This is a genomic window from Microbacterium sp. NPDC058345 (assembly GCF_042723855.1).
Lineage (GTDB): Bacteria > Actinomycetota > Actinomycetes > Actinomycetales > Microbacteriaceae > Microbacterium.
In genome coordinates, this window is the sequence record NZ_JBHXIG010000002.1 from 134,663 (window position 1) to 159,126 (window position 24,464).

The window sequence follows — 24,464 nt, forward strand, 5'->3', positions numbered from 1 at the left end:
TAGCCTGAAGGGACCGAGCAAGAGGAGTTCCATGACCGCCGCCGAGTTCGTCGTCGTCGCCAACCGCCTGCCCGTCGACCGGGTGGTGACCGCAGACGGCGAGGAGACCTGGCGCACGTCACCCGGGGGGCTGGTCGCCGCCCTGGAGCCGATGATGCGCTCCGTGAACGGAGCGTGGGTCGGCTGGGCAGGGCAGGCCGACCTGGAGCTGGCGCCCTTCGAAGCGGTCGGCATCCGCCTCGTGCCCGTGCCGCTCAGCGAGCAGGAGGTCGCCGAGTACTACGAGGGATTCTCGAACGACACGATCTGGCCGCTGTACCACGATGTCATCGCGCCGCCCGCCTACCACCGGGAGTGGTGGGAGGCGTACATGAGCGTCAATCGCCGCTTCGCGGAGGCGGCCGCCGACGCCGTCGCTCCGGGAGGGACCGTCTGGGTGCACGACTATCAGCTGCAGCTGGTCCCCGAGATGGTGCGCGCGCTGCGCCCCGACATCACGATCGGATACTTCCACCACATCCCGTTCCCCGCGCACAGCCTGTACGCGCAGCTGCCGTGGCGTGACCAGGTGCTGCGCGGGCTGCTCGGAGCCGACGTCATCGGCTTTCAGCGGGCTCAGGACAGCGCCAACTTCCTCGCGGCGGTGCGCCGTCGCCTTGGTTTCGAGGTCAAGTCCTCGTCGGTGTCGCTTCCCGAGGGGCGCAGGACGGTCGTCAGGGCGTTCCCGATCTCGATCGACACCGCCCCCTACCGGGAACTCGCCCAGCGGCCGGACATCAGGGCGCGTGCGGCTGAGATCCGCGAGGGTCTCGGCAATCCCAGGAAGATCCTGCTGGGCGTCGACCGCCTCGACTACACCAAGGGCATCGGCCACCGCATCAAGGCCTTCGGCGAGCTGCTCGATCAGGGTCGCGTCTCGGTGAAGGACGTCACCTTCGTGCAGGTCGCCAGCCCCAGCCGGGAGCGCGTGGACGCGTACGTGCAGCTGCGGGACGAGATCGAGCTCGCCGTCGGCCGGATCAACGGCGACTACGACACGATGGGCCACTCGGCCATCCGCTACCTGCACCAGGGATTCCCGCGCGAGGAGATGGTCGCGCTGTACCTCGCGGCGGACGTGATGCTCGTCACCGCGCTGCGCGACGGCATGAACCTCGTCGCGAAGGAGTACGTCGCGACCCGGGCGGACAACCGCGGCGTGCTCGTGCTCAGCGAGTTCACCGGCGCGGCAGACGAACTGCGGCAGGCGGTGCGGGTCAATCCGCACGACATCGAGGGTCTCAAGGATGCGATCATCACCGCCATCGAGATGGCGCCGGCCGAGCAGGGCAAGCGGATGCGGTCGCTGCGCAAGCGCGTGCTCGAGAACGACGTCAACGCCTGGTCGAGCTCGTTCCTGCACGCGCTGGAGACCGCGCGGCGCGACCGCGCCGAGCGCGGCTGAGCGGCCTCGCCCGCATCCGTCCACGACCGAGGAGAGCACGTGACACGACGCTGGAACCCCGAAGAGCCCGATGAGACCGTCCTCGCGCTCGCGCGCACATCGCCCCTGGTGATCGCGCTCGACTTCGACGGCACCGCCTCCGAGCTCGTCGGCGACCCGATGGCCGCGCGAGCGGTGCCCGAGGTGGCGGACGCACTGGCCGCGCTCGCCGCGCTGCCGGAGACCACGGTGGCCTTCGTCTCGGGGCGCAGCCTCGTGCACCTGCGCGAGATCACCGAGCATCACGACGGCTCGCCGGTCGCGCTGGCCGGCTCGCACGGTGCCCAGTACTGGTTCCCCGGGGAGGGCGAGGTCGATGTCGCGGGTGCCGCGGACACGACAGCGGACGTCGACGCGGACGAGCTGCGCGAGGCGCTCTCCGACGAGATCGAGACGCTGCTCGGCGACTTTCCCGGGATGCGGTTGGAGCGCAAGACCCTCGGGCTCGGCATCCATGGCCGCCGGGCCGATCCCGTGGTGGAGCAGCGCGCGTTCTCGGCCGTCGATGAGGTGATGGCTCAGCGTGCGGCACACTGGCGACGCCGCACCGGCGACCGGATCCTGGAGTACTCGTCCCGCCACGAGGGGAAGGACGTCGCCATCACGCGGCTGCGGGAGAAGTACGACGCGGCCGCCATCCTCTTCGCGGGGGACGACGTCACCGATGAGGATGCCCTCCGCGCACTCCGCCCCGGGGATCTCGGCGTGCGCGTCGGACCGGGTGAGACCGCGGCCGCCCTGCGTGTGGATTCCCCACAGCAGATCGCGCAGCTCTTGGGCGTCATCGCGACGGAACGGGCGTCGCGGCGGGAATAGACTTCCGTCATGTCCTCTCACGAAGCTCCCACCGGCGCGCCCGGCGCCTCCGCTGACATCGACATCAAGCCCCGCAGCCGCGTCGTCACCGACGGGATCGAGGCGACCACCTCCCGCGGCATGCTCCGCGCCGTCGGGATGGGCGACGCCGACTGGGACAAGCCGCAGATCGGCATCGCCTCGAGCTGGAACGAGATCACGCCCTGCAACCTGAGCCTTGACCGCCTCGCCCAGGGTGCCAAGGAAGGCGTGCACTCGGGCGGCGGCTACCCGCTGCAGTTCGGCACCATCTCGGTGTCCGACGGCATCTCCATGGGGCACGAGGGCATGCACTTCTCCCTCGTCTCGCGCGAGGTCATCGCCGACTCGGTCGAGACCGTGATCATGGCCGAGCGGCTCGACGGCACCGTGCTGCTCGCCGGTTGCGACAAGTCCATCCCCGGCATGCTCATGGCCAGCGCCCGGCTGGGGCTGTCGAGCGTGTTCCTGTACGCCGGATCGATCGCTCCGGGCTGGGTGAAGCTGTCGGACGGCACCGAGAAGGACATCACGATCATCGACTCCTTCGAGGGCGTCGGTGCCTGTCGTGCGGGCCGGATGTCGGAGGAGGACCTCAAGCGCATCGAGTGCGCGTTCGCGCCGGGCGAGGGCGCCTGCGGCGGCATGTACACCGCGAACACGATGGCGTCGGTGGCCGAGGCGCTCGGTCTCAGCCTGCCGGGTTCCGCCGCGCCGCCCTCGGCCGACCGCCGTCGCGACTACTACGCGCATCGGTCGGGCGAGGCCGTGGTGAACCTGCTCCGTCAGGGCATCACCACGAAGGACATCCTCACCAAGGAGTCGTTCGAGAACGCGATCGCCCTGGCGATGGCGCTGGGCGGCTCGACCAACGTCGTCCTCCACTTGCTCGCGATCGCGCGCGAGGCGCAGATCGAGCTGAGCCTGCACGACTTCAACCGCATCGGCGACAAGACGCCGCACATCGCCGACATGAAGCCCTTCGGCAAGTACGTGATGAACGACGTCGACCGCCACGGCGGCATCCCGGTGATCATGAAGGCGATGCTGGACGAGGGCCTCATCCACGGCGACGCGCTGACCGTCACGGGCAAGACCGTCGCCGAGAACCTGCGCGAGCTGAACCCGGACCCGATCGACGGCGAGGTCATCCACACCTTCGACAACCCGATCCACGCCTCGGGCGGCATCACGATCCTGCACGGGTCGATGGCACCCGAAGGCGCCGTCGTGAAGTCGGCCGGCTTCGACGCCGACGTCTTCGAGGGCCCCGCGCGGGTGTTCGAGCGCGAGCGCGCCGCGATGGACGCGCTGGCCGCGGGCGAGATCAACGCCGGCGACGTGGTCGTCATCCGCTACGAGGGCCCGAAGGGCGGGCCGGGCATGCGTGAGATGCTCGCCATCACCGGCGCCATCAAGGGCGCGGGGCTCGGAAAAGATGTACTACTCTTGACGGACGGACGATTCTCAGGCGGCACAACCGGCCTGTGCATCGGCCACATAGCACCCGAAGCGGTGGACGCTGGTCCCATCGCCTTCGTGCGCGATGGTGATCTGATACGGGTCGATATCGCGGCTCGCTCCCTCGAGCTACTCGTCGAGGAGGCAGAGCTGAGTTCCCGCCGCTCCGGCTGGGAGCCCCTTCCTCCGCGCTATACCCGTGGCGTCCTGGCCAAGTACTCCCGTCTCGTGCGCTCTGCCGCAGAGGGCGCGACAACCGGTTGAGTGCGGCCTCCGCCGTTCCGGCGGACTGCTCCGACTCCGACTGATCACCTAGGAAAGAGACATGACTCCTCCTGACACCGCCCCGGCCGTGCCGCGGCCACCCGCACGACCTGCTGCCGCTCCGGAGATCTCGGGGGCGGAGGCCGTCGTCCGATCGCTCGAGAACCTCGGCGTGACCGACGTGTTCGGGCTGCCGGGCGGGGCGATCATGCCCGTCTACGACCCGCTTCTGGACGCGTCGGGCCTGCGGCACATCCTCGTGCGTCACGAGCAGGGTGCCGGCCACGCGGCCGAGGGCTATGCCGCGGCATCCGGCAGGGTCGGCGTCTGCATCGCGACCTCGGGACCGGGCGCGACCAACCTCGTCACCGCGATCGCCGACGCTTACATGGACTCCGTCCCGCTGGTGGCGATCACGGGGCAGGTCTTCTCGACCCTGATGGGGACGGATGCCTTCCAGGAGGCCGACATCGTCGGCATCACCATGCCGATCACCAAGCACTCCTTCCTGGTGAAGGATGCCGCCGACATCCCGGGTGCCATCGCCGCGGCCTTCGAGATCGCCTCGACCGGCCGCCCCGGCCCCGTGCTCGTGGACATCACCAAGGACGCCCAGCAGGATGTCGCGCCGTTCGTCTGGCCGCCGAAGATCGACCTGCCGGGTTATCGTCCGGTGACGAAGGCGCACGGCAAGCAAATTCAGGCGGCGGCGAACCTGCTCGCCGAGTCGCGCAAGCCAGTGCTGTACGTCGGCGGCGGAGTCATCCGCGGCAGGGCGGCCGCCGAGCTGCGCACACTCGCGGAGTCCACCGGAGCCCCGGTGGTGACCACGCTGATGGCCCGAGGGGCGTTCCCCGACTCGCACCCGCAGCACCTCGGCATGCCGGGCATGCACGGCACGGTCCCCGCCGTCCTGGCCCTGCAGGAAGCCGATCTGATCGTGTCGCTGGGCGCGCGCTTCGACGATCGAGTCACCGGCAAGGCGTCGCTGTTCGCCCCGAACGCGAAGGTCGTGCACGTCGACATCGACCCGGCCGAGATCTCCAAGATCCGCACCGCGGACGTGCCGATCGTGGGCGATGTGCGCGATGTGCTCGTCGACCTCGACACCGCCTACCGCGGCGTGGTCGCCGGGGGAGGACCGGACACCGAGGAGTGGTGGTCCTATCTCGACGGCCTGCGCGCGGAGTTCCCGCTCGGCTACGCGCCCACCGAGGACGGCCTGCTCGCGCCGCAGTACGTGATCCAGCGCATCGGCGAGCTCACCGGCCCCGACGCCGTGTACGCCGCCGGCGTCGGCCAGCACCAGATGTGGGCAGCCCAGTTCATCAAGTACGAGCGACCCAACTCCTGGCTGAACTCCGGGGGAGCGGGCACGATGGGATACTCGGTGCCGGCGGCGATGGGGGCGAAAGTGGCGGAGCCGGGCCGCGTCGTGTGGGCCATCGACGGCGACGGATGCTTCCAGATGACCAACCAGGAGCTCGCCACCTGCGTCATCAACAACATCCCGATCAAGGTCGCGATCATCAACAACTCCTCGCTGGGCATGGTGCGACAGTGGCAGACCCTCTTCTACGACGGACGTCACTCCAACACCGATCTCAACACCGGCCACGGCACCGTGCGCATCCCCGACTTCGTCAAGCTCGCCGAGGCCTACGGATGCCTGGCGCTGCGCGTGGAGACCGCGGATGACGTCGACGCGGCGATCCGGACCGCGCTCGAGACCAACGACCGCCCCGTGGTGATCGACTTCGTCGTGAGCGCCGACGCCATGGTGTGGCCGATGGTGCCGCAGGGAGTCAGCAACAGCTATGTCCAGTACGCGCGGGAACACGCGCCGGCCTTCGATCAGGAGGATTGAGCCATGTCCACGCACGTGCTGAGCCTGCTGGTCGAGGACACCCCCGGCATCCTGACCCGCGTCGCGGGCCTGTTCGCCCGCCGAGGCTTCAACATCGACTCCCTGGCCGTCGGCGTGACCGAGGTGCCCGGCATCTCGCGGATCACCGTCGTCGTGGACGTCGAGGAGCTGCCCCTCGAGCAGGTCACCAAGCAGCTGAACAAGCTGGTCAATGTCATCAAGATCGTCGAGCTCGAGCAGTCGACGTCGGTGCAGCGCGATCACATGCTCATCAAGGTGCGCACCGACAACAACACCCGCTCGAATGTGATCGAGGTCGTGAACCTGTTCCGCGCGGCGGTCGTGGACTACGCGCCCGATGCGCTGGTGATCGAGGTCACCGGCGACAAGGGCAAGGTCGACGCGCTGCTGCGCGCACTCGAGCCGTTCGGCATCAAGGAGCTCGCCCAGTCGGGCCTGCTCGCGATCGGCCGCGGCGGCAAGAGCATCACCGAGCGCGTGCTGCGCGGCTGAACGCATACCAGAACCACTATCAAGGAGAAACACACAGTGAGCACCGAGATCTTCTACGACGACGACGCCGACCTCTCGATCATCCAGGGCAAGAAGGTCGCGATCGTCGGCTACGGCTCGCAGGGGCACGCACACGCCATGAACCTGCGCGACTCCGGCGTCGAGGTCGCCATCGCCCTCAAGGAGGGCTCGAAGTCGATCGCGAAGGCCGAGGAGGCCGGCTTCCCGGTCAAGACGGTCGCGGATGCGGCCGAGTGGGCCGACGTCATCATGATCCTCGCGCCCGACCAGCACCAGCGCACGATCTACAACGAGTCCATCAAGGACAAGCTGACCGCGGGCAAGGCGCTGGCGTTCGCACACGGCTTCAACATCCGCTTCGGCTACATCGATGCACCGGAGGGGGTCGATGTCATCCTCATCGCCCCGAAGGCTCCCGGGCACACCGTTCGCCGCGAGTTCGTCGCCGGCCGCGGCATCCCGGACATCATCGCCGTCGAGCGCGACGCCTCGGGCGGCGCCTGGGATCTCGCCCTCTCGTACGCGAAGGCGATCGGCGGCACCCGTGCGGGCGTCATCAAGACGACCTTCACCGAGGAGACCGAGACCGATCTGTTCGGTGAGCAGGCCGTGCTCTGCGGTGGCATGAGCCACCTCGTGCAGGCCGGCTTCGAGACGCTCGTCGAGGCGGGCTACCAGCCGCAGATCGCCTACTTCGAGGTGCTGCACGAGCTCAAGCTGATCGTCGACCTCATGTGGGAGGGCGGCATCGCCAAGCAGCGCTGGTCGATCTCCGACACTGCGGAATTCGGCGACTACGTCTCGGGCCCGCGCGTCATCGACGCCGGGGTGAAGGAGCGGATGCAGGCGGTGCTCGGCGACATCCAGTCGGGCGCGTTCGCGAAGCGCTTCATCGACGACCAGGACAACGGCGCCCAGGAGTTCCTCTCGCTTCGCGAGAAGGAGCAGGGACACCCGATCGAGACCACCGGCAAGGAACTGCGCTCCCTGTTCGCGTGGAAGGCGCAGGATGAGGACTACGTCGAGGGCAGCGCCGCACGCTGACCGCGATCGTTGCACGACGAAGGGCGCTCCGCACGCGGCGGGGCGCCCTTCTCTGCGTCTGAGACCTCTTCGATGTGCGAGACATCGGATGTCTATGCCAGGATGGGGGTCATGCGACAGGCGTGGTTCGATGAGGCCCGATTCGGGATGTTCGTGCATTTCGGCATCTACAGCGTGGCGGCGCGCCACGAATGGGTGCAGAGTTACGAGCGGCTGACGGAGGCTGATTACCGTCCGTACTTCGAGAACTTCGACCCTGATCGCTTCGACGCGGCGGCGCTCGCCCGCCGGGCGAAGGAGACCGGGATGGGCTACGTCGTGCTCACGACGAAGCACCACGACGGCTTCTGCCTCTGGGACAGCGCGCTCACCGACTTCACGTCGGTCACCGCCTGCGGGCGCGACCTGGTGCGCGAATACGTCGACGCCCTACGCGCGGAAGGGCTCAAGGTCGGCCTGTATCACTCGCTGATCGACTGGCACCATCCCGACTTCACGGTCGACTGGAACCATCCCCGCCGCGACGACGCAGACGCCCGCGCGCTCAACGAGGGTCGCGACATGGCCCGGTATCGCGAGTACCTGCACGGTCAGGTGCAGGAGCTGCTCACCCAGTACGGGCAGATCGACTACCTGTTCTTCGACTTCACCTATCCCGAGGAGCGCGACGGCTGGGCGGGCAAGGGCCCGGACGCCTGGGACGCGGAGGCGCTGCTGGCGCTGTGCCGCGAGCTGCAGCCGGAGATGCTGGTGAACGACCGGCTCGGCATCCCCGCCGACTTCGTCACCCCCGAGCAGTACCAGCCGACGTCTCCGCTCATGAAGGACGGGAAGCCCGAGATCTGGGAGGCCTGCCAGACGCTGAACGGATCGTGGGGCTACCACCGCGACAACATGGACCAGAAGTCGCCGACCCTGCTCGTGCAGATGCTTGCCGACTCGGTCTCGATGGACGGCAACATGCTCCTGAACGTCGGCCCGGACGGCCGGGGAGCACTCGCCCCGCGCGACGAGCGCACTCTCGATGAGATCGGCGGGTGGATGCGCCTGCACCGAGATGCGATCATCGGCGCAGGCCATGCCGCGTTCCCGCCGCCGCGAGAGGGCGTCTACACGCGCCGTGGCGACCGGCTGTACCTGCACCTGTTCTCGTGGCCGCTCGGGTTTTTGCACCTTCCCGGCCTCGCGGGTCGCGTCCGCTTCGCGCGGCTGCTGAACGACGGTTCCTGGCTGCGTACCAGCGTGACCGATCCCGACCAGCAGGCATCGCACATGACGCCTGCGGGCGAGGTTGAGGGCACTCTGACCGTGCACCTGCCGGTGCGACGCCCCGACGTGCTGGTGCCCGTGATCGAGCTGACCCTCACGGGGGAGTGACGAGCAACCTCAGCATCGCAGCGCACGGCTCCATCGGAGGAGCCGGTCGGTTCAGTTCCCGACCGTCTCGGGCAGCTCGAGTCCGTCCATGGCGAGTCGCGCGGCGCCCAGGATGATCGCGTCGGCACCGGCGCGCGCGGCCTCGATGCGCAGGCGCTGCGTCACGAGCGGGTGGCACGCCTCGTAGACGCGGCTGCGCACCGCGGCCAGGAACGGCTCGGAGGCGCTCATGCTGCCGGTGAGGAACACGGCGTGCGGATTGAAGAAGTTGACCACGCCGGACAGCGCCTGGCCCAGGTGGGTACCCGCGGTGCGCACCAGAGTCGTCGCGATCGGGTCGGCGTCGCGGGCCAGAGCCAGCACCTGATCGGTGCTGGTGACGTCATCGCGGCCGCGCTCGCGTATCTGCCGCACGAGGCTGGCGCCACTGGCGACGGTCTCGAGGCAGCCGGTGTTCCCGCAGGAGCAGGGGATGTCGCCGCTCCCGTCGATGCGCGTGTGGGTGATGTCGCCGGCGGCGCCGGTTGCGCCCCGGTGCACGCTGCCGTCGACGATGACGCCGCTGCCGATCGCCGTGCCGGCTTTGACCGTGATGCTGTGGTGAGTCGCGCCGAACTGCGCGCCGTGCTCGCCGAGGGCCGCGAGGTTCGCGTCGTTGTCCACGGCGACATGGATGCCGCCGAAGCGCGCACCGAGGTGCTCCCCGACGCGGAAGCCCGACCACCCCGGCATCCGCGAGGGCTGGTCGACGCTGCCCGTCTCCACGTGCACGGGCCCGGGAAGGCCGACGGCGACGGCCCGGACGGCCGAGCCGGTGATCATCGCCTCCATGGCATCCCCGACCGCGGCGAGTGTCGCCTCCGGCCCCTGCGTGAGGTCGATCGGGATCGTGTTGACCCGCTGGATCGCGCCGGACAGCCCGTGCCGGCCGATTCTCGCGTGCCCGCCGCCGAGGTCCGCCGTGAGGATGATCCCGCCGTCCTCGGCGACCCGCAGCATCCGGGGCCGACGCCCGCCGCGCGAGCTGCCCTCGCCGGCCTCCTCGATCAGCCCGGCGTCGAGGAGGGCCTCGACGCGCAGCCCGACCGTGGATGCGGCCAGCCCGAGTTGCGCGGCCAGCTGCGAACGCGAACGGGCTCGGCCGCTGGCGATCAGATCGAGGATGATCCGGGTGTCATCGGATGCTGCGGGGGACATTCTGCTCGTCTCTGCGCTCAGGTGGCGATCGTGGGATGTTGGCGAAGACATCGGATGTTCATGTTGCGCTGGCGTCCGAATCATGACACCGTATCTTCCTGCAGGACACTACCAGGTTGTTTCGAAGGCCGAAATAACCGAACCAGGAACACTTTCGCAAGGAGACATTCAATGAAGAAGATGCGGGTGGGCGCGGTTGTCGCCGTAGCGGGCGTCGCTGTCGCGATGACCGGATGCGCGAGCGGCGGATCCGGGGGATCCGGCGCTTCGGATGACACGATCGTCGTCGACATGTGGGCCGGCAGTGAGTCCGACACCGAGGCTCTCGAGGCGCAGATCGCGATCGCGCAGGAGCAGAACCCCGACATCAAGATCAAGCTGCAGACGTCGCCCTGGAGCGACTTCTTCACCAAGCTCACGACCAACATGGCCAGCGGCAACATGGCCTGCATCACCGGCATGAGCGGCGCGCAGCTGGGTGGGTACACGGCCGGATTCCGTGAGCTCAGCGATGCCGACCTCAAGACCGCGGGAATCGACTGGTCCGAGTTCAATCCGAGCGCCGACGGGATCCTGAGCTTCGAAGGCAAGCTGTACGGCGTGCCGTTCGACGTGGCGACCATGCTCGTCTACTACAACCAGGACATGCTCAGCCACGCCGGCGCCGCAACGCCGGAGATCGGCTGGACCTTCGACGACTTCGACACCATCGCCGCCGACGCCACCAAGGACGGCAAGTACGGCTTCGGCATCGGCATGGGCGGCTACCAGTGGATGTCGATGCCGATCGCGTACTCGTCGAAGCAGCCGGCCTCCGAGAAGGGCGCGCTGCACATCGATGACGAGGACTTCGTCGAGGCGGCCTCCTGGTACGCGGGTCTGGTCACCGACAAGAAGGTCGCGGCACCGGTGGCCTCGGCATCCGACACCGGCTGGGGCGAGAACCAGTACACGGGCGGGAACGCGGCCATGGCCGTCGACGGCACCTGGAACGCGGTCAGCTACCTGAACAACGAATCCGGTTTCGCCGCCGGCATGGTGCCCCTGCCCGCCGGCGTCGACGGCAACCCCGGCCCCATCCTCGGCTCCGGCTACGGGATCTCGGCGAACTGCGAGAACCCCGAGGCCGCGCTGAAGGTGCTCGGCTCGCTGCTCAGCGCCGACGCGCAGGACTACATCGCCTCGTCCGGCCGCTCGTACCCGGCTCGCACGTCCTCGCAGCCGCTGTACTTCGAATCGATCGACGAGCAGCACCGCGAGCAGGTGCAGTCCGTGTTCGAGGCCGCGTTCGGCGACACCGTGCCGCTGTACATGACCGAGAACTGGCAGAAGCTCGACAGCTACATCCAGCCCAACCTCGTCAGCGTCTACAACGGCCAGATGACGATGCAGGAGCTGCTCTCGAACGCGCAGGCGCAGTTCGGCGAGTGAGCCGGATCCCGTCCGCACAGCAGCAGAGAAAGACTACGAGATGACGATCACGACGAGACGTCGGGGATCGCTCGCAAAGGTCGAGGGCCGCCAGGCGCTGGGTTTCGCAAGCCCGGCCCTGGTGGGCCTCGCCGTGTTCACGATCGTCCCGGTGGGGCTTTCGATCGTGATGAGCGTCTTCGACTGGCCGACCTTCGGCGAACGCACCTTCAACGGGGTGGACAACTACATCAAGCTGTTCACCGGCAGCCCGGACTTCTGGCCCGCGTTGCGCAACTCGGCGGTGTACACGCTGCTGTATGTGCCGTTGAGCGTCGCTCTCTCGCTCGTGCTCGCCCTCGGACTCGGTTCCCGCATCCGCGGACGCGGCGCCCTGCGCGTGCTCTTCTTCATCCCGGTGGTGACCCCCATGGTGGCCAACGTGCTGGTGTGGAAGATGATGCTGCAGCCGCAGGGCCTCTTCAACGGGCTCTCCGTCACCTGGTTCGGGATCGAGCTGCCGAACTTCCTCGCCGACCCCTCATGGGCGATGATCATGGTCGTCGTGATGAGCGTCTGGCAGGGGCTCGGCTACAACATGCTCATCTTCTCCGCGGCACTCGAGCAGCTGCCGGAGAGCGTGCTCGAGGCGGCCAGCATCGATGGCGCCCAGGGTTTCCGGCGGGTGTGGAGCATCGTCATCCCGATGATCTCGCCCTCGATCTTCTTCGCGACGATCATGACGATGATCACGTCGCTGCAGGTCTTCGTGCAGCCGCAGATGCTCACCGGCGGCGGCCCGGGCAACGCCACCAAGCCGCTCGTGATGTACATCTGGGAGCAGGGATTCACCTTCGGCGATCTCGGTCTGGCCGCGGCAGCCGCCTGGATCCTGTTCGCGATCATCATCGCGATCACCGGCATCCAGTTCGCCGCACAGAAGAAGTGGGTGCACTATGAGCACTGAGACCCTCGTCCGGCCGACCGAGACCACGCCTGAACGCGAGCGTGAGCGCGTGCGAGGCGCGTCGACGACTCCCGGCGCCCGGCTGCGCCTGATCCTCGCGCATGTCTCGATCTACGTCGCCGCGCTGATCTTCATCGCGCCGCTCGTGTACGCGTTCTTCTCGGCGCTCAAGCCGAACTCCGAGATGTTCTCGATGCCGCCGACGCTGGTCGGCTCCGAGATCCGCTGGAGCAACTTCGTCGATGTCTTCGCGTACGGACCGTTCCTCACCTACATCGGCAACTCGTTCATCGTCGCCATCGGCGGCACCCTCGTCGTCCTCATCGTGTCGACCACCGCCGGCTACGCGTTCGGGCGCCTGCGCTGGAAGGGCAGGGACGCCGTCTTCGTGCTCTTCCTCGCGACGCTGATGGTGCCCGCCGAGGTGCTCGTGATCCCCATGTTCCAGGTCATGCAGTGGTTCGACTGGGTCGACACCTACCAGGCGCTCATCCTGCCGTTCGCGTTCGGGGCGTTCGGGACCTTCCTCATGCGCCAGTTCTTCCGCGGCATCCCCTATGAGCTCGAGGAGGCGGCGCGCGTGGACGGCGCCGGTCCGATCCGATCGTTCCTGCAGATCATCCTGCCGCTGTCGAAGTCGGCGGTCGCCGTCCTCGCAGTGTTCACCTTCCTCTCGTTCTGGAACAGCTACCTCTGGCCGCTGATCGTGACCGTCGACTACAACGCGCACGGGACGCTTCCGGTCGGCCTTGCGAGCTTCGCGGGTCTCACGGGCACCCGGTGGGACCTGCAGATGGCGGCGGCGATCATCTCGATGATCCCGACCACGATCCTCGTGATCGCGCTGCAGAAGCATCTGGTCAAGGGCATCGCGATGGCCGGACTCGGTGGGCGCTGATTCCGTGCTGACGCGACCTGAACCGCAGCCGATGCCGGTCCCGGCCTTCGCCGGGATCGACATCGGCGGCACGAAGATCTCCGCCCTGATCGTCGACGACGGCGGCGGCGTCCTCGCCCGCGGAAGCATCCCTGCGCCGGTGCGATCGGGCGGCGCCGCGATGGCCGACGCGGCCGCCTCACTCGTGCACGAGCTGGCGAGCTCGGCCGGGGCCGAGATCCGGGCCGCCGGTGTCGGCGCGGCAGGCGTCATCGATCACGAGACGGGCACGATCCGCGCGGCATCCGCCACGTTCGTCGGCTGGACGGGCTTTCCCCTCTCGCGCGAGCTGGCCGAGAGCCTCGGCGTGCCGGTGGGCATCGAGAACGACGTGAACGCGTTCCTTCTCGGAGAGGCCGCGGCCGCCGGCATTCGCGACGACGTGCTCGGGGTCATGCTCGGCACCGGCGTCGGGGGAGCCGTGATCATCGACGGCGAACTGCGCCGCGGGCCGCACGGGGCGGCCGGCGAGATCGGCCATACACCCGGATACAGCGACATCGTCTGCACCTGCGGTCAGACCGGACACCTGGAGACGCTCGCATCCGGCACCTCCATCGGACGGCGCTACGCCGAGCGCAGCGGCGAGCACGTCGGCGGAGCGCGGGAGATCGCCGAGCGCGCCCGACAGGGCGACGCCGACGCGGCCGCCGTGTTCCGCCGCGCGGGTCACGCCCTCGGACTGGCCTGCGCGAGCGCGGCGACGCTGCTCGACCTGCCCCTCGCGATCGTCGGCGGCGGCGTCGCCGAGGCCTGGGACCTGCTCGTACCCGGCATCGACGACGCGCTGCGCACGGATGCTCCGGTCTCCGGCATCCCGCTCCAGATCGTCCCCGCCCGGCTCGGCGGCGACGCCGTCGCGCTCGGAGCCATCGAGACGGCACGCAGCGCCGCACTGGTGCCCACTTCCTGACCATCCCCGAAAGGAGCGACCGTGACCACACGAGCCGAAGCCAGCGAGATCTGGATGGGGCCGTTGCCCCCGCTCACCGAGGGCGGCCTCGCCCGGCCGCGCATCGGCATCGCCGGCATCTCCATCGAATCCAGCACGTTCTCCCCGCACGTCTCGGGCGACGAGGCGTTCACGATCCGCACGGGCGCCGATCTGATCGGCTACTACCCGTTCCTGGATGCCGGCCGCGAACTGCGGGACGCCGCCGAGTGGGTGCCGCTGTATCACGGACGCTCCCTGCCGGGCGGCGCCGTCGCGCCCGAGACGTACCGTCGCATGAAGCAGGCGATCGTCGACGCCATCCGCGAGCAGGGCCCCTTCGACGGGTTCTTCTTCGACATCCACGGCGCGATGAGCGTGATCGGCATGCAGGATGCGGAGGGCGATCTCGCCGCCGCGGTGCGGGCGGAACTCGGCCCCGACACGCTCGTCTCCACGTCGATGGACCTGCACGGCAACGTCTCCGAGGTGCTGCGCGACGAGGTCGACCTGCTCACCTGCTACCGGATGGCACCGCACGAGGACTGGCTGAACACCAAGGAGCGGGCGGTGTGGAACCTGCTCGCCCGCCTGCGCGGTGCGCACGGAACGGACCCTGTGCGTCGTCGGCCCTTCAAGGCCTGGGTGCCGGTGCCGGTGCTGCTGCCGGGCGAGAAGACCTCGACCCGGCTCCAGCCCGCGCAGGGCATCTACGCCGAGCTGCCCGGGATCGAGCAGAGGGAGGGCGTCGTCGACGCGTCGGTGTGGATCGGCTACGCCTGGGCCGACGAACCGCGCTGCCAGGCGTATGTCGTGGTGATGGGCGACGACGAGGCCCTCATCGCCCAGGAGGCGGAGCGTATCGCCCGGATGTTCTGGGTGGCGCGCGAGGAGTTCCCCTTCGTCGCCCCCACGGCAGATCTCGACGGCGCACTGCAGAACGCGCTGGCGCCCGGCGCCGCGCGCCCGTACGTGATCTCCGACTCGGGGGACAACCCGACTGCCGGCGGCGCGGGGGATGTCACCTGGACCCTCGCGCAGCTGCTCGCTCGTCCGGAGCTCGTCGACGGCAGCCGCACCACGCTCGTCGCGTCGATCTTCGACGCCGAGGCGGTCGCGGCGGCGCGCGCGGCGGGAGTCGGCGCGACCGTCACGCTCACCGCCGGGGCGCGCGTCGACGACGGTCCGCACGGGGCGGTCGAGATCACCGGCGAGGTGTTCTCGATCACCGACGGCGACCCGAGCGCAGGTGCGCAGGCCGTGATCGCCGTCGGCGGACTGCACGCCATCATCACCGAGCGGCGCAAGCCCTTCCACCACCTCGATGACTTCCGGATGCTGGGTCTCGACCCTGAGGCCGCCGACATCGTCGTCGTGAAGATCGGCTACCTCGAGCCGGAGCTCTACCAGCTGGCGGCGGACTGGACGCTCGCCCTGACGCCGGGCGGCGTCGATCAGGACCTGCTGCGCCTCGGCCACCACCGGCTCGCGCCCGGCGTGTTCCCATTCGACACCACCGGTGTCCCCCCACTCAGAGCGCACGTGAGCCGCCGCGCGGAGGCATCGGCATGATGAACTTCGAGACGCGTACGGGCCCGGACCTCGGCGCCGACGCGCCGTCGTACCCGGCGCAGCAGGTGCCGGAATGGTACCGCGACGCCAAGCTCGGCTTCTTCGTGCACTGGGGTCTGTACTCCGTGCCGGCGTGGGCCGTGCAGCACGGCGAGGGCGTGAACATCCCGACGGAGGATGCCTACGCGTGGCACCAGTACGCCGAGTGGTACGGCAACACCGTGCGCATCCCCGGCAGCCCGACCTGGGCGCGGCACCAGGAGCGGTACGGACCGGGCACCTCGTACGAGGACCTCGCCGACCTCTGGGATGCATCCTCCTTCGACGCGGACGCCTTCGTGGGCGAACTCGTCGGGGCGGGCGCCAGATACATCGTGCCCACCACGAAGCACCACGAGGGCTTCTGCCTGTGGAACACGGCGACCACCGGGTTCAACGCGGTGGCCCGCGGGCCGCGGCGGGATCTGATCGGGGAGTTCCACGACGCCACCCGCCGCGCCGGTGCGCGCTTCGGGGTGTACTACTCCGGCGCCCTGGACTGGCACGTCAGCGACTTCCCGCCGATCGAGTCCGACACGGACCTCTTCCGGTATCGCCGCAACGACGCGCACTTCGCGCGCTACTCGGCGGCGCAGCTCGACGAACTCGTGCAGCGCTTCTCGCCCGACGTGCTGTGGAACGACATCGAGTGGCCGGACGGCGGCAAGGGCCGCGACGAGTACGCGGTCGCCGCCCTGCTGACCCGTTACTTCGACGCGGTGCCCGACGGCGTCGTGAACGACCGGTGGGGCGTGCCGTATCACGGCTTCCTGACCCGGGAGTATACGCACATCCCCGGCATCCTCGACGAGCCGTGGGAGTCGACGCGCGGCCTCGGCTACTCGTTCGGCTACAACCAGGCCGAGGACGAGCGGCACTCGCTGTCAGGGACCGAGCTCATCCGGATGCTCGTCGACGTCGTCTCCAAGAACGGCAACCTGCTCATCAACGTCGGCCCTGCGGCCGACGGGTCGATCCCGGAGCTGCAGCGCGCCGCCATGCGCGAACTCGGCGACTGGCTGCGTTCCAACGGCAGCGCGATCTATGGAACGCGGCCATGGCTGCGCTTCGGCGAGGCGACCGGCGCGCCCCGCCGCTACACCCGGTCGAGCGAAGGGGTGCATCTGCACCTGCTGGATCCGGCATGCGGCGAGGCAGTACTGCCTGCGGAGTTCGGCGACGCCGACGTTCGCTGGACGGACGGCTCGGCCGCCGACATCGAGCGCGCGGCATCCGGGACGCGGATCGTCGCTGTGCCCGCCGCCCTGCGATCGGAGCCGGTGGCCGTCCTCACGGCCGCGGGGATCTGAGCGGCGGCCGCGACGGATGCCGAAGGGGCGCGGTGCCGGGCGCCGCACCCCTTCGCCGGAGGGCTCCGACGTGGTGCCGCCCTGCGCCCAGCGGAACAGGGCGGCACCACCCCCCGAGTGAGTCACACGCCGATGCGCTCCTCGCGCTCGACGTCGAGCGGCCCCGTGAGCACGGGCGGCGCGGCGCGGAACAGGCGCGTGCGCCACAGCAGATAGGCGACGCCGACGGCGGTCCAGATCGCGCCGATCAACATGGCGCTCGGTTCGAGACTGAACCAGAGCATCACGTTGATCAGGGCGCCGATCGCGGGCACGACGACCCAGCCGATGACGCTCTTCGCCCCGCGGTCCCGTCGGAACCGCAGCCAGGTGGCGATCACCGAGAGGTTCACGAACGTGAACGCGACGAAGGCGCCGAAGTTGATCAGCGAGGCGGCCTGGAACAGGTCGAGGAACACCGCGGTGGCGGCGAGCAGACCGATGATGATCAGGTTCGCCGAGGGGACGCCCCTGCCGTTCAACCGCGCGAACACCCTGCGGGGGAGCACCTCGTCGCGGCCCATGGCGTAGAGAAGCCGGGCGGCGGACATCTGCTGCGTGATGCCGCAGCCGAGCACTGCGACCATGTATCCGCCGATGAACAGCGCCTGGAACAGTGCGCCGCCGATGTACTTCGCCATCTCGGGCGAGGCGCCGACGATGTCGCCGACGAGGCTGACGTCGGGGAACAGCACCTGCATGACGTAAGTGACCGAGACGAAGAACACGCCCGCCGCCGCCACGATGAGGAAGATCGCGCGCGGGATGTCACGACGCGGGTTGCGCGCCTCCTCCGACATCGTCGTCACGGCGTCGAAGCCGAGGAAGGACAGGGCCAGGATGGCGGCGCCGGAGGCGACGCCGCTGAACTGCTCGGATGCGGCTAGGAAGGGGGCGAACGAGAACTCGGCGCCGTTCGCGCCCACGGCGATGTTCTTCACGGTGAGCACGACGAAGGCGACGGCGGTGACGATCTGGATGACGACCAGGGCCGTGTTCACCCGAGCGGCGAGACGGACACCGGCGAGATTGATGCCGGTGCAGATCACGATGGTGCCGATGATCCATACCCATGCCGGGACGTCGGGAAACGCGACCGTCATGTAGATCGACGACAGCAGGGCGTTGATCATGGGCAGCAGCAGATAGTCCAGCGTGGCCGCCCAGCCGACCACGAACCCGACATGCGGGTTGATCGACTCCCGGGTGTACGTGTACGCCGAGCCGGCGCGCGGATAGACCCGCACCATGCGGGTGTACGCCCATGCCGTGATCGCCACCGCGACGAAGATCAGCAGGTAGGAGAGCGGGACATGGCCCTCCGACACCTCGGCGACGATTCCGAAGGTGTCGAAGACGGCCATGGGGGCCATGTACGCCAGACCGAGGAAGACGATCTGGGACAGCGACAGCGACCGCCGCAGGGTGGGCGCGGTGGCGTTCGCCTCAGAAGGGGAGACGGGCATGGTGGGCATCAGTGGATCCTCTCTCCGACGGCGTCGGCGGAGCAGTGCGGCGAGTTCTCGCCGGGATGGGACAGAGCGAGGTGAAGTACTGAGGATGCCGCCGGTGCGCGGTCGGCATCGTGCACGACCTCGCCTGCGACCACGGTCAGGTCGGCGCGCTGGTCGAGCAGGGCGGCAGGATCCGACTCGTGGTCGTAGAGGTTGTCGCTCCATGCGACGAGATCGGCGGCGGCGCCGACGCGGAGCACGCCGAACGCGTCCTCGGCATGCCAGGCCCACGCGCCTTCGCGGGTGTAGCCGCGGATCGCGTCGTCGAGGCCGATGCGCTCGGCGGGTGTCCACGCTTCCGTGCCGTCGAGACCGGCGCGGGTGAGCGCGGAGTAGAACCCGACCAGCGGATCCATCTCACCGACCTGCCAGTCGCTGGACAGCGCGACGTGCGCGCCGGATGCCATCAGCGAGCGGATGCGCCACGCGCGATCCCATCGCTGCTCGCCGACGTTCTGCATCCAGGTGCCGGCGACGAGATCGGGGGAGCAGTGCCTGGGCTGCATGGCGGCGGTCACCCCGAGTCGGGCGAAGCGCGGCAGGTCGGCCGGGTCGAGACACTCCACATGCACGATCCCGTGCCTGCGGTCGCGGGTGCCGTTGACGCGCGCGGCGTGCTCGATCGCGTCGAGCGCCAGACGGACGCCGCCGTCGCCGGTCGCATGCGTGTGCGTCTGGAAGCCCATCGCGTCGAGCTCCGTGACGATGCGGGTCAGCTCTCCCACGGCCGCGCTGGGGTGGCCGCGGTGTCCTGGCCTGTTCGCATAGTCGTCGAGCATCCACGCGGTGTGCGGCTCGATGACGTCGTCGGCGTACAGCTTCAGCGGGCCGAACCGCAGCCGCCGATCTTCGGGGGCGGAGTCGACCGCCTCGCGGAGGCGCGAACGGAACGCCGCATCGGCGTCGATGGGGTGGAACAGTGCGGCGATCACGCGAGAGCTGAGCCGGCCTTCATCCCGCGCACGCAGCAGCAGCTCCATCTCCGCGAGCGGCACCTGAGGTTCGACGGCGGTGGTGATCCCGGCCGCTGTCGCCATGCGCAGGCTGGACAGCATCCGCCGGTACCGGCGCTCGGGAGAGTACAGCGGGATGTCGCGGCGGATCGCGGCGAGCCCTGCCGTGGTCATCGCGCTGGTGTAGAAGTCTGTGATCCAGCCGGTGGCGCGGCCCTCGCGATCCCGTTCCGGAACGCCCCACGCGACGGTGCCGCCGTCGGCGATGCCGAGCACCCGCAGCGCCGCGTCGTTGAGCCACACCGAGTGCTGGTCGTACGTCGTGACGAACACGGGACGGTCGGTGACCCCGGTGAGATCGGCGGCGTCGGGCCGGCGATCGCTGACGATCGAGTACACCGCGTTCTCGCCGCAGATCCAGTCCAGGTCGGGGCGCGCGTCGGCGAGGGCGGCGAGGCGGCGGCGCACTTCGTCGAGCGTCTCGGCACCCTCGAGGCTGACGGCGTCCTCGTCGAAGCCGAGCAGCAGATGATTGTGGCTGTCGATGATGCCGGGGGTGACGAGGCCGCCACGCAGTGCGCGGGTCTCTTTGGCGCGGGGCGCGTCCGCGGCAGATCCGACGTAGCTGATCCGGCCGTCGGTGATGCCGATCGCCTCGGCCCAGGGCTGCACTGGATCGAAGGTGCGCACGACGGCGTCGGTCAGCAGCAGGTCTGTCATGTGTTCTTCCTCGAATGTTTTTTGACACCAACGTCAAAGAATGGATCGAGTGTGGCATTCCTTCGCGGTAGTGTCAAGGAATGGTGAGACCGAAGCGGCAGGATGCACGGCGGGCCGATCTGGTGGAGGCGGCGCTGTCGGCCGTGTCCGAGCGCGGGCTGCGCTCCATCTCCCTGACCGACGTGGCGCAGCGCGCGGGACTCACGCGCGGCGCCATCCTGTACTACTACTCCGATCTCGACGAGCTGCTGGTCGAAGCGCACCGCGCCGGCGTGGAGCGGTTCTGCGACGCTCGTGACGATCTCATCGCCTCGCTCGACGACCCCCGCGACCAACTGGCGGTCGCGATTCGAGCCGGCCTTCCCGACGGACCGGACGACGCGCTCATGCGGCTGCTGTACGAGTTCGACATCCTCGCGGGCACCTCAGCGCTGCACGACGAGATGGTGGAGCGGATGTACCGCCGCCAGCTCGCCACCTACACCGGCGTCCTGCAGCGTGGCCTCGACCTCGGGGTGTTCGTGCCCACGCTCGATCTGCCCACTCTCGCCATGACCCTCGTCGCGCTCGAGGACTCCTACGGCCTGCACATCGTCGGCGGCAACTCCCTGATCACGGTGGATGACGCGGAGCAGGCGATGCGCCGCGTCAGCGGGCAGCTGGGCGCGCCGGCTGAGAAAGGGCACATCGCCTCCGAACCCGGCGAGGCCTGAGTACGCTGAGGATGTGAACGCGGATCCGGATGACGACGCGCTGAGCTGGGACGGTGACCAGGACCGTCACGACGCCCACCTGCCGAAGGGGTGGCGAGCCGTCGGCAAGGGCAGTGATCAGGTCGCGCACGACGCGGCCGACGCGCCCGCTCCGGCGTCCTCGTCCGAGCCGACCGCGGCGCACCCCGACGGTGCCGACGAGCGGGTGCGGCCCGGTGACGAGGGACCCGACGGACTCGGCAGCGCCGCGCTTCTCGCACTCGGCGTGCTGGGCGGCGTCTACCTGCTCTACACGGTCGGCTGGATCGTCGGTGGGCTTCGATTGCGGTCTCTGGCGCCGCTGATCGTCAGCGAGGCGATGTACCTTCCGTGGTTCGTGCTCGCCGTCGGCGCCCCGGCGCTGTGGTTCCTCACCACCTGGGTGTGCACCCGGCGCAGTCCCACGTGGGTGCGGATGGCGCTGCTCGCCGCCGGAGCGGTGCTGCTGATCCCGTGGCCCTTCGTGACGATGGGAGCGCTGGGCGCATGACCGAGACGAAAGACACCCCGCGTTGGCTCTCCGCCACGGTGCTCGGCGTGGCGGGCCTGTTCTACGCCTATGCGGTCTGGAATGCGATCGCGCAGCTGAGCACCCTCGCCCGGGACGGGCTCAGCGGCACGGGCTGGGCGACCATGCTCTTCGCCGTGCTGTTCCCGGTGCTGGTGTTCGTGCTCGCGTTCGGATTCGGCCGCCGACGCGGGGGAGCAGAGCAGGCGCTCATCCTGCTCGCGGGGCTCGGCATCGTCGCGGCGTTCAGCCTGAGCCTGGTCGGATACACCGTGCTGAACTGGGACGTCCTGGTCACCGGCTGACGAGTCCCGCCCGGTGGGCGTCGCGCCGCGTCACACGGTCCGGGGCGGTATCCCGGCTGAGGTAAAGTGTGTCCCGATCGCGCCCCGACGGCGTGCGGCGCATCGGCCTCTCCCACCCGCGTGCTGCCCCGAAGGATTCCTGTGCCGAACCAGTCTGCGTCCAAGCCCGTCGTTCTCCTCGCCGAGGTGCTCTCACCAGCCACGGTCGAGGCTCTCGGCCCCGACTTCGACGTCCGCGACGTCGACGGCACCGACCGCGAGGCGCTGTTCGAGGCCCTCGCCGACGCCGACGCCGTGCTGGTCCGCTCCGCAACCCGCATCGACGCCGAGGCGCTGTCTCACGCACCCCGTCTGAAGGTCGTCGCCCGCGCAGGAGTCGGTCTCGACAACGTCGACATCAAGGCGGCCACCGCGGCCGGGGTGATGGTCGTCAATGCGCCGACATCCAACATCGTCTCGGCCGCAGAGCTCACCGTCGGTCACATCCTCAGCCTGGCGCGCCGCATCCCGGCCGCGCACGCGTCGCTGTCGGGAGGTGCCTGGAAGCGCAGCTCGTTCACCGGCGCGGAGCTGTTCGAGAAGACGGTGGGCATCGTGGGCCTGGGGCGCATCGGCGCCCTCGTCGCCGCGCGTCTGAACGCGTTCGACATGCGCGTGGTCGCGTACGACCCGTATGTCACCAGCGCGCGTGCGCAGCAGCTGGGCGTGCAGCTGGTCTCTTTGGAGGAGCTCGTCGCGGAGGCGGACTTCCTCACGATCCACATGCCGAAGACTCCGGAAACCACGGGCATGATCGGCGCCGAGCAGTTCGCGGCCATGAAGCCGACGGCGTACGTCGTCAACGTCGCCCGCGGCGGACTGATCGACGAAGAGGCGCTGCACGCGGCGCTCGTCGGCGGCGAGATCGCCGGTGCCGGGCTCGACGTGTTCACGTCCGAGCCGCCCGCGGAGGGGGGAACCGCCCGCGCCCTGCTCGACCTCCCGAACGTCGTCGTCACGCCGCACCTCGGGGCGAGCACCGAGGAGGCACAGGAGAAGGCGGGCGTCTCGGTCGCGCGTTCCGTGCGGCTGGCGCTCGGCGGCGACCTGGTGCCGGATGCGGTCAACGTCGCCGGCGGCGCCATCGACTCCTACGTGCGACCGGGGATCCCGCTGGTCGAGAAGCTCGGTCAGATCTTCTCCGCGCTCGCCCAGGCGCCGCTCACCAGCCTCGACGTCGAGGTGCACGGCGAGCTGAACGAGTACGACGTCAGCGTGCTGCGCCTCGCCGCCCTCAAGGGTGTGTTCACCAACATCGTCAGTGAGACGGTGTCGTATGTGAACGCGCCGCTGCTCGCGGAGCAGCGCGGGATCGCCGTGCGGCTGCTGCAGGACGAGGTGAGCGAGGAGTACCGCAACGTCATCACACTGCGCGGCGCGCTCTCGGACGGCTCTCAGCTCTCGGTGTCGGGGACTCTCACCGGCCCCAAGCAGATCGAGAAGCTCGTCGGGATCAACGAGCACGCCATCGAGCTGCCCCTCGAGAAGCACCACGTCGTGATGCTCTACACCGACCGTCCCGGCATCGTCGCCGTGTACGGCCAGAAGTTCGGCGAGGCCGGCATCAACATCGCGGGCATGCAGATCGCACGGCAGGCGGCTGGAGCGCAGGCGCTCAGCGTGCTGACGCTCGACTCCCCGGTGTCGGAGGACCTGCTCGTCGACGTCAGCGAGGCCATCGACGCCGATCTGTTCCGTCAGATCGAGATCGCCGAGGTCTGAGCGGCTGTCCGTCGTCTGACGACGCGGGCTTCGGGTCCTCCGGAGCCTGCGTGGTGAGGCGCGTCACCAGGCGGATGAGACGATCCAGGCCGTCGCCGCTCGGCACGAACCCGTCCGCGTCCTCTGGGTGGGCGGGGTCGAAGGCGAGCGAGTTGTTGAAGTACAGGCCGTCGCTCAGCAGCATGACGAGGTCGAGAGCCGCGTCGTCGCGCACGTGCGGCCGGATCGCCTCGGCCCAGCGGTGCCGCACCTCGCGCAGGCCGGCGGTGGCGACGACGGATCCGCCCTGCGCCAGTCGCGAGGTCGCGATCAGAGCGCGATCGAGAGCATCGTCCTCCATGACCGAGGTGCGCACGTAGTAGGCGACGGGCCCTTCGGGGGACGCCTGCATGCGCAGCAGGTCGTCGTCGGTCAGCGCCTCGAGCCGTGCCACGAGCCCTGCGGCGAGCTCGTCCTTCGAGGCGAAATGGTAGAGCAGCCCGCCCTTCGAGACGCCGGCCGCTCTGGCGACCGCGTCGAGCGTCGCCGCTCGATCGCCCTCGTCGATGAGGATCGACTCGTAGGCGTCCATCACGCGCTCGCGCGCCAGGGGAGGGCGGGGCATCGGCTTCTCCTCGGGTCGAAGGGCACGGATGCACAGCATCCGATCAGGCGTTCCTGTTACTGTACCAGCTAGACGGTTTAG

General features: G+C 69.2%; 21 protein-coding genes. 17 read left to right on the top strand and 4 right to left on the bottom strand.

The window, feature by feature from the left end; all coding sequences use genetic code 11:
* The first annotated feature begins 31 nt into the window (after positions 1–31).
* The 7 genes from ACFWH5_RS08245 to ACFWH5_RS08275 all read left to right on the top strand — a co-directional run bounded on the left by ACFWH5_RS08245 (position 32) and on the right by ACFWH5_RS08275 (position 8,864).
* On the top strand, positions 32–1,444 hold the full coding sequence (locus ACFWH5_RS08245; RefSeq protein ID WP_378833868.1) for a trehalose-6-phosphate synthase: 1,413 nt from the start codon (positions 32–34) through the stop codon (positions 1,442–1,444).
* Between the two features lie 39 nt (positions 1,445–1,483).
* Complete coding sequence (otsB, locus tag ACFWH5_RS08250) at positions 1,484–2,299, top strand: trehalose-phosphatase (protein WP_378833869.1); 816 nt, start codon at positions 1,484–1,486, stop codon at positions 2,297–2,299.
* Between the two features lie 9 nt (positions 2,300–2,308).
* Entirely contained in the window at positions 2,309–4,042 is a 1,734-nt protein-coding gene (gene ilvD / locus ACFWH5_RS08255) for a dihydroxy-acid dehydratase (RefSeq protein WP_378833871.1), read from the top strand.
* 61 nt (positions 4,043–4,103) lie between these two features.
* A complete protein-coding gene (locus tag ACFWH5_RS08260; RefSeq protein WP_378833873.1) occupies positions 4,104–5,909 on the top strand; it encodes an acetolactate synthase large subunit in 1,806 nt (601 codons plus the stop codon).
* 3 nt (positions 5,910–5,912) lie between these two features.
* On the top strand, positions 5,913–6,422 hold the full coding sequence (ilvN, locus tag ACFWH5_RS08265; protein WP_378833875.1) for an acetolactate synthase small subunit: 510 nt from the start codon (positions 5,913–5,915) through the stop codon (positions 6,420–6,422).
* Between the two features lie 18 nt (positions 6,423–6,440).
* On the top strand, positions 6,441–7,487 hold the full coding sequence (gene ilvC / locus ACFWH5_RS08270; protein WP_378834787.1) for a ketol-acid reductoisomerase: 1,047 nt from the start codon (positions 6,441–6,443) through the stop codon (positions 7,485–7,487).
* 102 nt (positions 7,488–7,589) lie between these two features.
* Complete coding sequence (locus tag ACFWH5_RS08275) at positions 7,590–8,864, top strand: alpha-L-fucosidase (protein ID WP_378833878.1); 1,275 nt, start codon at positions 7,590–7,592, stop codon at positions 8,862–8,864.
* A gap of 51 nt (positions 8,865–8,915) precedes the next feature.
* On the opposite strand, the gene ACFWH5_RS08280 is transcribed toward ACFWH5_RS08275, so the two are convergent.
* A complete protein-coding gene (locus tag ACFWH5_RS08280) occupies positions 8,916–10,061 on the bottom strand; it encodes an ROK family protein (protein ID WP_378833880.1) in 1,146 nt (381 codons plus the stop codon).
* Between the two features lie 171 nt (positions 10,062–10,232).
* On the opposite strand from ACFWH5_RS08280, the gene ACFWH5_RS08285 reads away from it, so the two are divergent.
* From ACFWH5_RS08285 to ACFWH5_RS08310, 6 genes are read left to right on the top strand one after another with little or no spacing between them, the layout of a single operon-like run.
* The gene (locus ACFWH5_RS08285) at positions 10,233–11,492 is read left to right on the top strand and encodes an ABC transporter substrate-binding protein (protein ID WP_378833882.1); all 1,260 of its coding nucleotides are present in this window, start codon (positions 10,233–10,235) and stop codon (positions 11,490–11,492) included.
* 40 nt (positions 11,493–11,532) lie between these two features.
* Positions 11,533–12,438 (top strand): carbohydrate ABC transporter permease, encoded by a 906-nt coding sequence (locus ACFWH5_RS08290; protein ID WP_378833884.1) that lies wholly within the window; start codon positions 11,533–11,535, stop codon positions 12,436–12,438.
* The gene (locus ACFWH5_RS08295) at positions 12,428–13,336 is read left to right on the top strand and encodes a carbohydrate ABC transporter permease (RefSeq protein WP_378833887.1); all 909 of its coding nucleotides are present in this window, start codon (positions 12,428–12,430) and stop codon (positions 13,334–13,336) included. The genes ACFWH5_RS08290 and ACFWH5_RS08295 overlap by 11 nt, the downstream gene beginning before the upstream one ends.
* A gap of 31 nt (positions 13,337–13,367) precedes the next feature.
* A complete protein-coding gene (locus ACFWH5_RS08300; RefSeq protein ID WP_378833889.1) occupies positions 13,368–14,288 on the top strand; it encodes an ROK family protein in 921 nt (306 codons plus the stop codon).
* A gap of 54 nt (positions 14,289–14,342) precedes the next feature.
* On the top strand, positions 14,343–15,878 hold the full coding sequence (locus ACFWH5_RS08305) for a M81 family metallopeptidase (protein WP_378834788.1): 1,536 nt from the start codon (positions 14,343–14,345) through the stop codon (positions 15,876–15,878).
* Complete coding sequence (locus ACFWH5_RS08310) at positions 15,875–17,227, top strand: alpha-L-fucosidase (protein ID WP_378833892.1); 1,353 nt, start codon at positions 15,875–15,877, stop codon at positions 17,225–17,227. The genes ACFWH5_RS08305 and ACFWH5_RS08310 overlap by 4 nt, the downstream gene beginning before the upstream one ends.
* A gap of 122 nt (positions 17,228–17,349) precedes the next feature.
* On the opposite strand, the gene ACFWH5_RS08315 is transcribed toward ACFWH5_RS08310, so the two are convergent.
* Both ACFWH5_RS08315 and ACFWH5_RS08320 read right to left on the bottom strand, forming a co-directional pair.
* The gene (locus ACFWH5_RS08315) at positions 17,350–18,741 is read right to left on the bottom strand and encodes an APC family permease (RefSeq protein WP_378833894.1); all 1,392 of its coding nucleotides are present in this window, start codon (positions 18,739–18,741) and stop codon (positions 17,350–17,352) included.
* On the bottom strand, positions 18,741–20,453 hold the full coding sequence (locus ACFWH5_RS08320; RefSeq protein ID WP_378833896.1) for an amidohydrolase: 1,713 nt from the start codon (positions 20,451–20,453) through the stop codon (positions 18,741–18,743). The genes ACFWH5_RS08315 and ACFWH5_RS08320 overlap by 1 nt, the downstream gene beginning before the upstream one ends.
* Positions 20,454–20,533: 80 nt before the next feature.
* Here ACFWH5_RS08320 and ACFWH5_RS08325 point away from each other — a divergent pair, with 80 nt between their 5' ends.
* From ACFWH5_RS08325 to serA, 4 genes are all read left to right on the top strand, one after another.
* Positions 20,534–21,166, top strand: coding sequence for a TetR/AcrR family transcriptional regulator (locus ACFWH5_RS08325; RefSeq protein ID WP_378833899.1), 633 nt, complete (start codon positions 20,534–20,536; stop codon positions 21,164–21,166).
* 13 nt (positions 21,167–21,179) lie between these two features.
* On the top strand, positions 21,180–21,695 hold the full coding sequence (locus ACFWH5_RS08330) for a hypothetical protein (protein WP_378833901.1): 516 nt from the start codon (positions 21,180–21,182) through the stop codon (positions 21,693–21,695).
* Complete coding sequence (locus ACFWH5_RS08335; protein ID WP_378833904.1) at positions 21,692–22,018, top strand: hypothetical protein; 327 nt, start codon at positions 21,692–21,694, stop codon at positions 22,016–22,018. The genes ACFWH5_RS08330 and ACFWH5_RS08335 overlap by 4 nt, the downstream gene beginning before the upstream one ends.
* 141 nt (positions 22,019–22,159) lie before the next feature.
* On the top strand, positions 22,160–23,779 hold the full coding sequence (serA, locus tag ACFWH5_RS08340; protein ID WP_378833907.1) for a phosphoglycerate dehydrogenase: 1,620 nt from the start codon (positions 22,160–22,162) through the stop codon (positions 23,777–23,779).
* On the opposite strand, the gene ACFWH5_RS08345 is transcribed toward serA, so the two are convergent.
* On the bottom strand, positions 23,724–24,383 hold the full coding sequence (locus tag ACFWH5_RS08345; protein ID WP_378833909.1) for a TetR/AcrR family transcriptional regulator: 660 nt from the start codon (positions 24,381–24,383) through the stop codon (positions 23,724–23,726). The two genes, serA and ACFWH5_RS08345, sit on opposite strands and share 56 nt — an antisense overlap.
* Between the last annotated feature and the right edge of the window lie 81 nt (positions 24,384–24,464).

What these genes read in the sequence shown, in the direction of transcription:
- ACFWH5_RS08245 (WP_378833868.1), top strand. Translation starts at nt 32, where the DNA reads ATGACCGCCGCCGAGTTCGTCGTCGTCGCCAACCGCCTGCCCGTCGAC.
- ilvD (WP_378833871.1), top strand. Translation starts at nt 2,309, where the DNA reads ATGTCCTCTCACGAAGCTCCCACCGGCGCGCCCGGCGCCTCCGCTGAC.
- ACFWH5_RS08260 (WP_378833873.1), top strand. Translation starts at nt 4,104, where the DNA reads ATGACTCCTCCTGACACCGCCCCGGCCGTGCCGCGGCCACCCGCACGA.
- ilvN (WP_378833875.1), top strand. Translation starts at nt 5,913, where the DNA reads ATGTCCACGCACGTGCTGAGCCTGCTGGTCGAGGACACCCCCGGCATC.
- ACFWH5_RS08275 (WP_378833878.1), top strand. Translation starts at nt 7,590, where the DNA reads ATGGGGGTCATGCGACAGGCGTGGTTCGATGAGGCCCGATTCGGGATG.
- ACFWH5_RS08280 (WP_378833880.1), bottom strand. Translation starts at nt 10,061, where the DNA reads ATGTCCCCCGCAGCATCCGATGACACCCGGATCATCCTCGATCTGATC.
- ACFWH5_RS08285 (WP_378833882.1), top strand. Translation starts at nt 10,233, where the DNA reads ATGAAGAAGATGCGGGTGGGCGCGGTTGTCGCCGTAGCGGGCGTCGCT.
- ACFWH5_RS08290 (WP_378833884.1), top strand. Translation starts at nt 11,533, where the DNA reads ATGACGATCACGACGAGACGTCGGGGATCGCTCGCAAAGGTCGAGGGC.
- ACFWH5_RS08295 (WP_378833887.1), top strand. Translation starts at nt 12,428, where the DNA reads ATGAGCACTGAGACCCTCGTCCGGCCGACCGAGACCACGCCTGAACGC.
- ACFWH5_RS08300 (WP_378833889.1), top strand. Translation starts at nt 13,368, where the DNA reads ATGCCGGTCCCGGCCTTCGCCGGGATCGACATCGGCGGCACGAAGATC.
- ACFWH5_RS08305 (WP_378834788.1), top strand. Translation starts at nt 14,343, where the DNA reads ATGGGGCCGTTGCCCCCGCTCACCGAGGGCGGCCTCGCCCGGCCGCGC.
- ACFWH5_RS08310 (WP_378833892.1), top strand. Translation starts at nt 15,875, where the DNA reads ATGATGAACTTCGAGACGCGTACGGGCCCGGACCTCGGCGCCGACGCG.
- ACFWH5_RS08315 (WP_378833894.1), bottom strand. Translation starts at nt 18,741, where the DNA reads ATGCCCACCATGCCCGTCTCCCCTTCTGAGGCGAACGCCACCGCGCCC.
- ACFWH5_RS08320 (WP_378833896.1), bottom strand. Translation starts at nt 20,453, where the DNA reads ATGACAGACCTGCTGCTGACCGACGCCGTCGTGCGCACCTTCGATCCA.
- ACFWH5_RS08325 (WP_378833899.1), top strand. Translation starts at nt 20,534, where the DNA reads ATGGTGAGACCGAAGCGGCAGGATGCACGGCGGGCCGATCTGGTGGAG.
- ACFWH5_RS08335 (WP_378833904.1), top strand. Translation starts at nt 21,692, where the DNA reads ATGACCGAGACGAAAGACACCCCGCGTTGGCTCTCCGCCACGGTGCTC.
- ACFWH5_RS08345 (WP_378833909.1), bottom strand. Translation starts at nt 24,383, where the DNA reads ATGCCCCGCCCTCCCCTGGCGCGCGAGCGCGTGATGGACGCCTACGAG.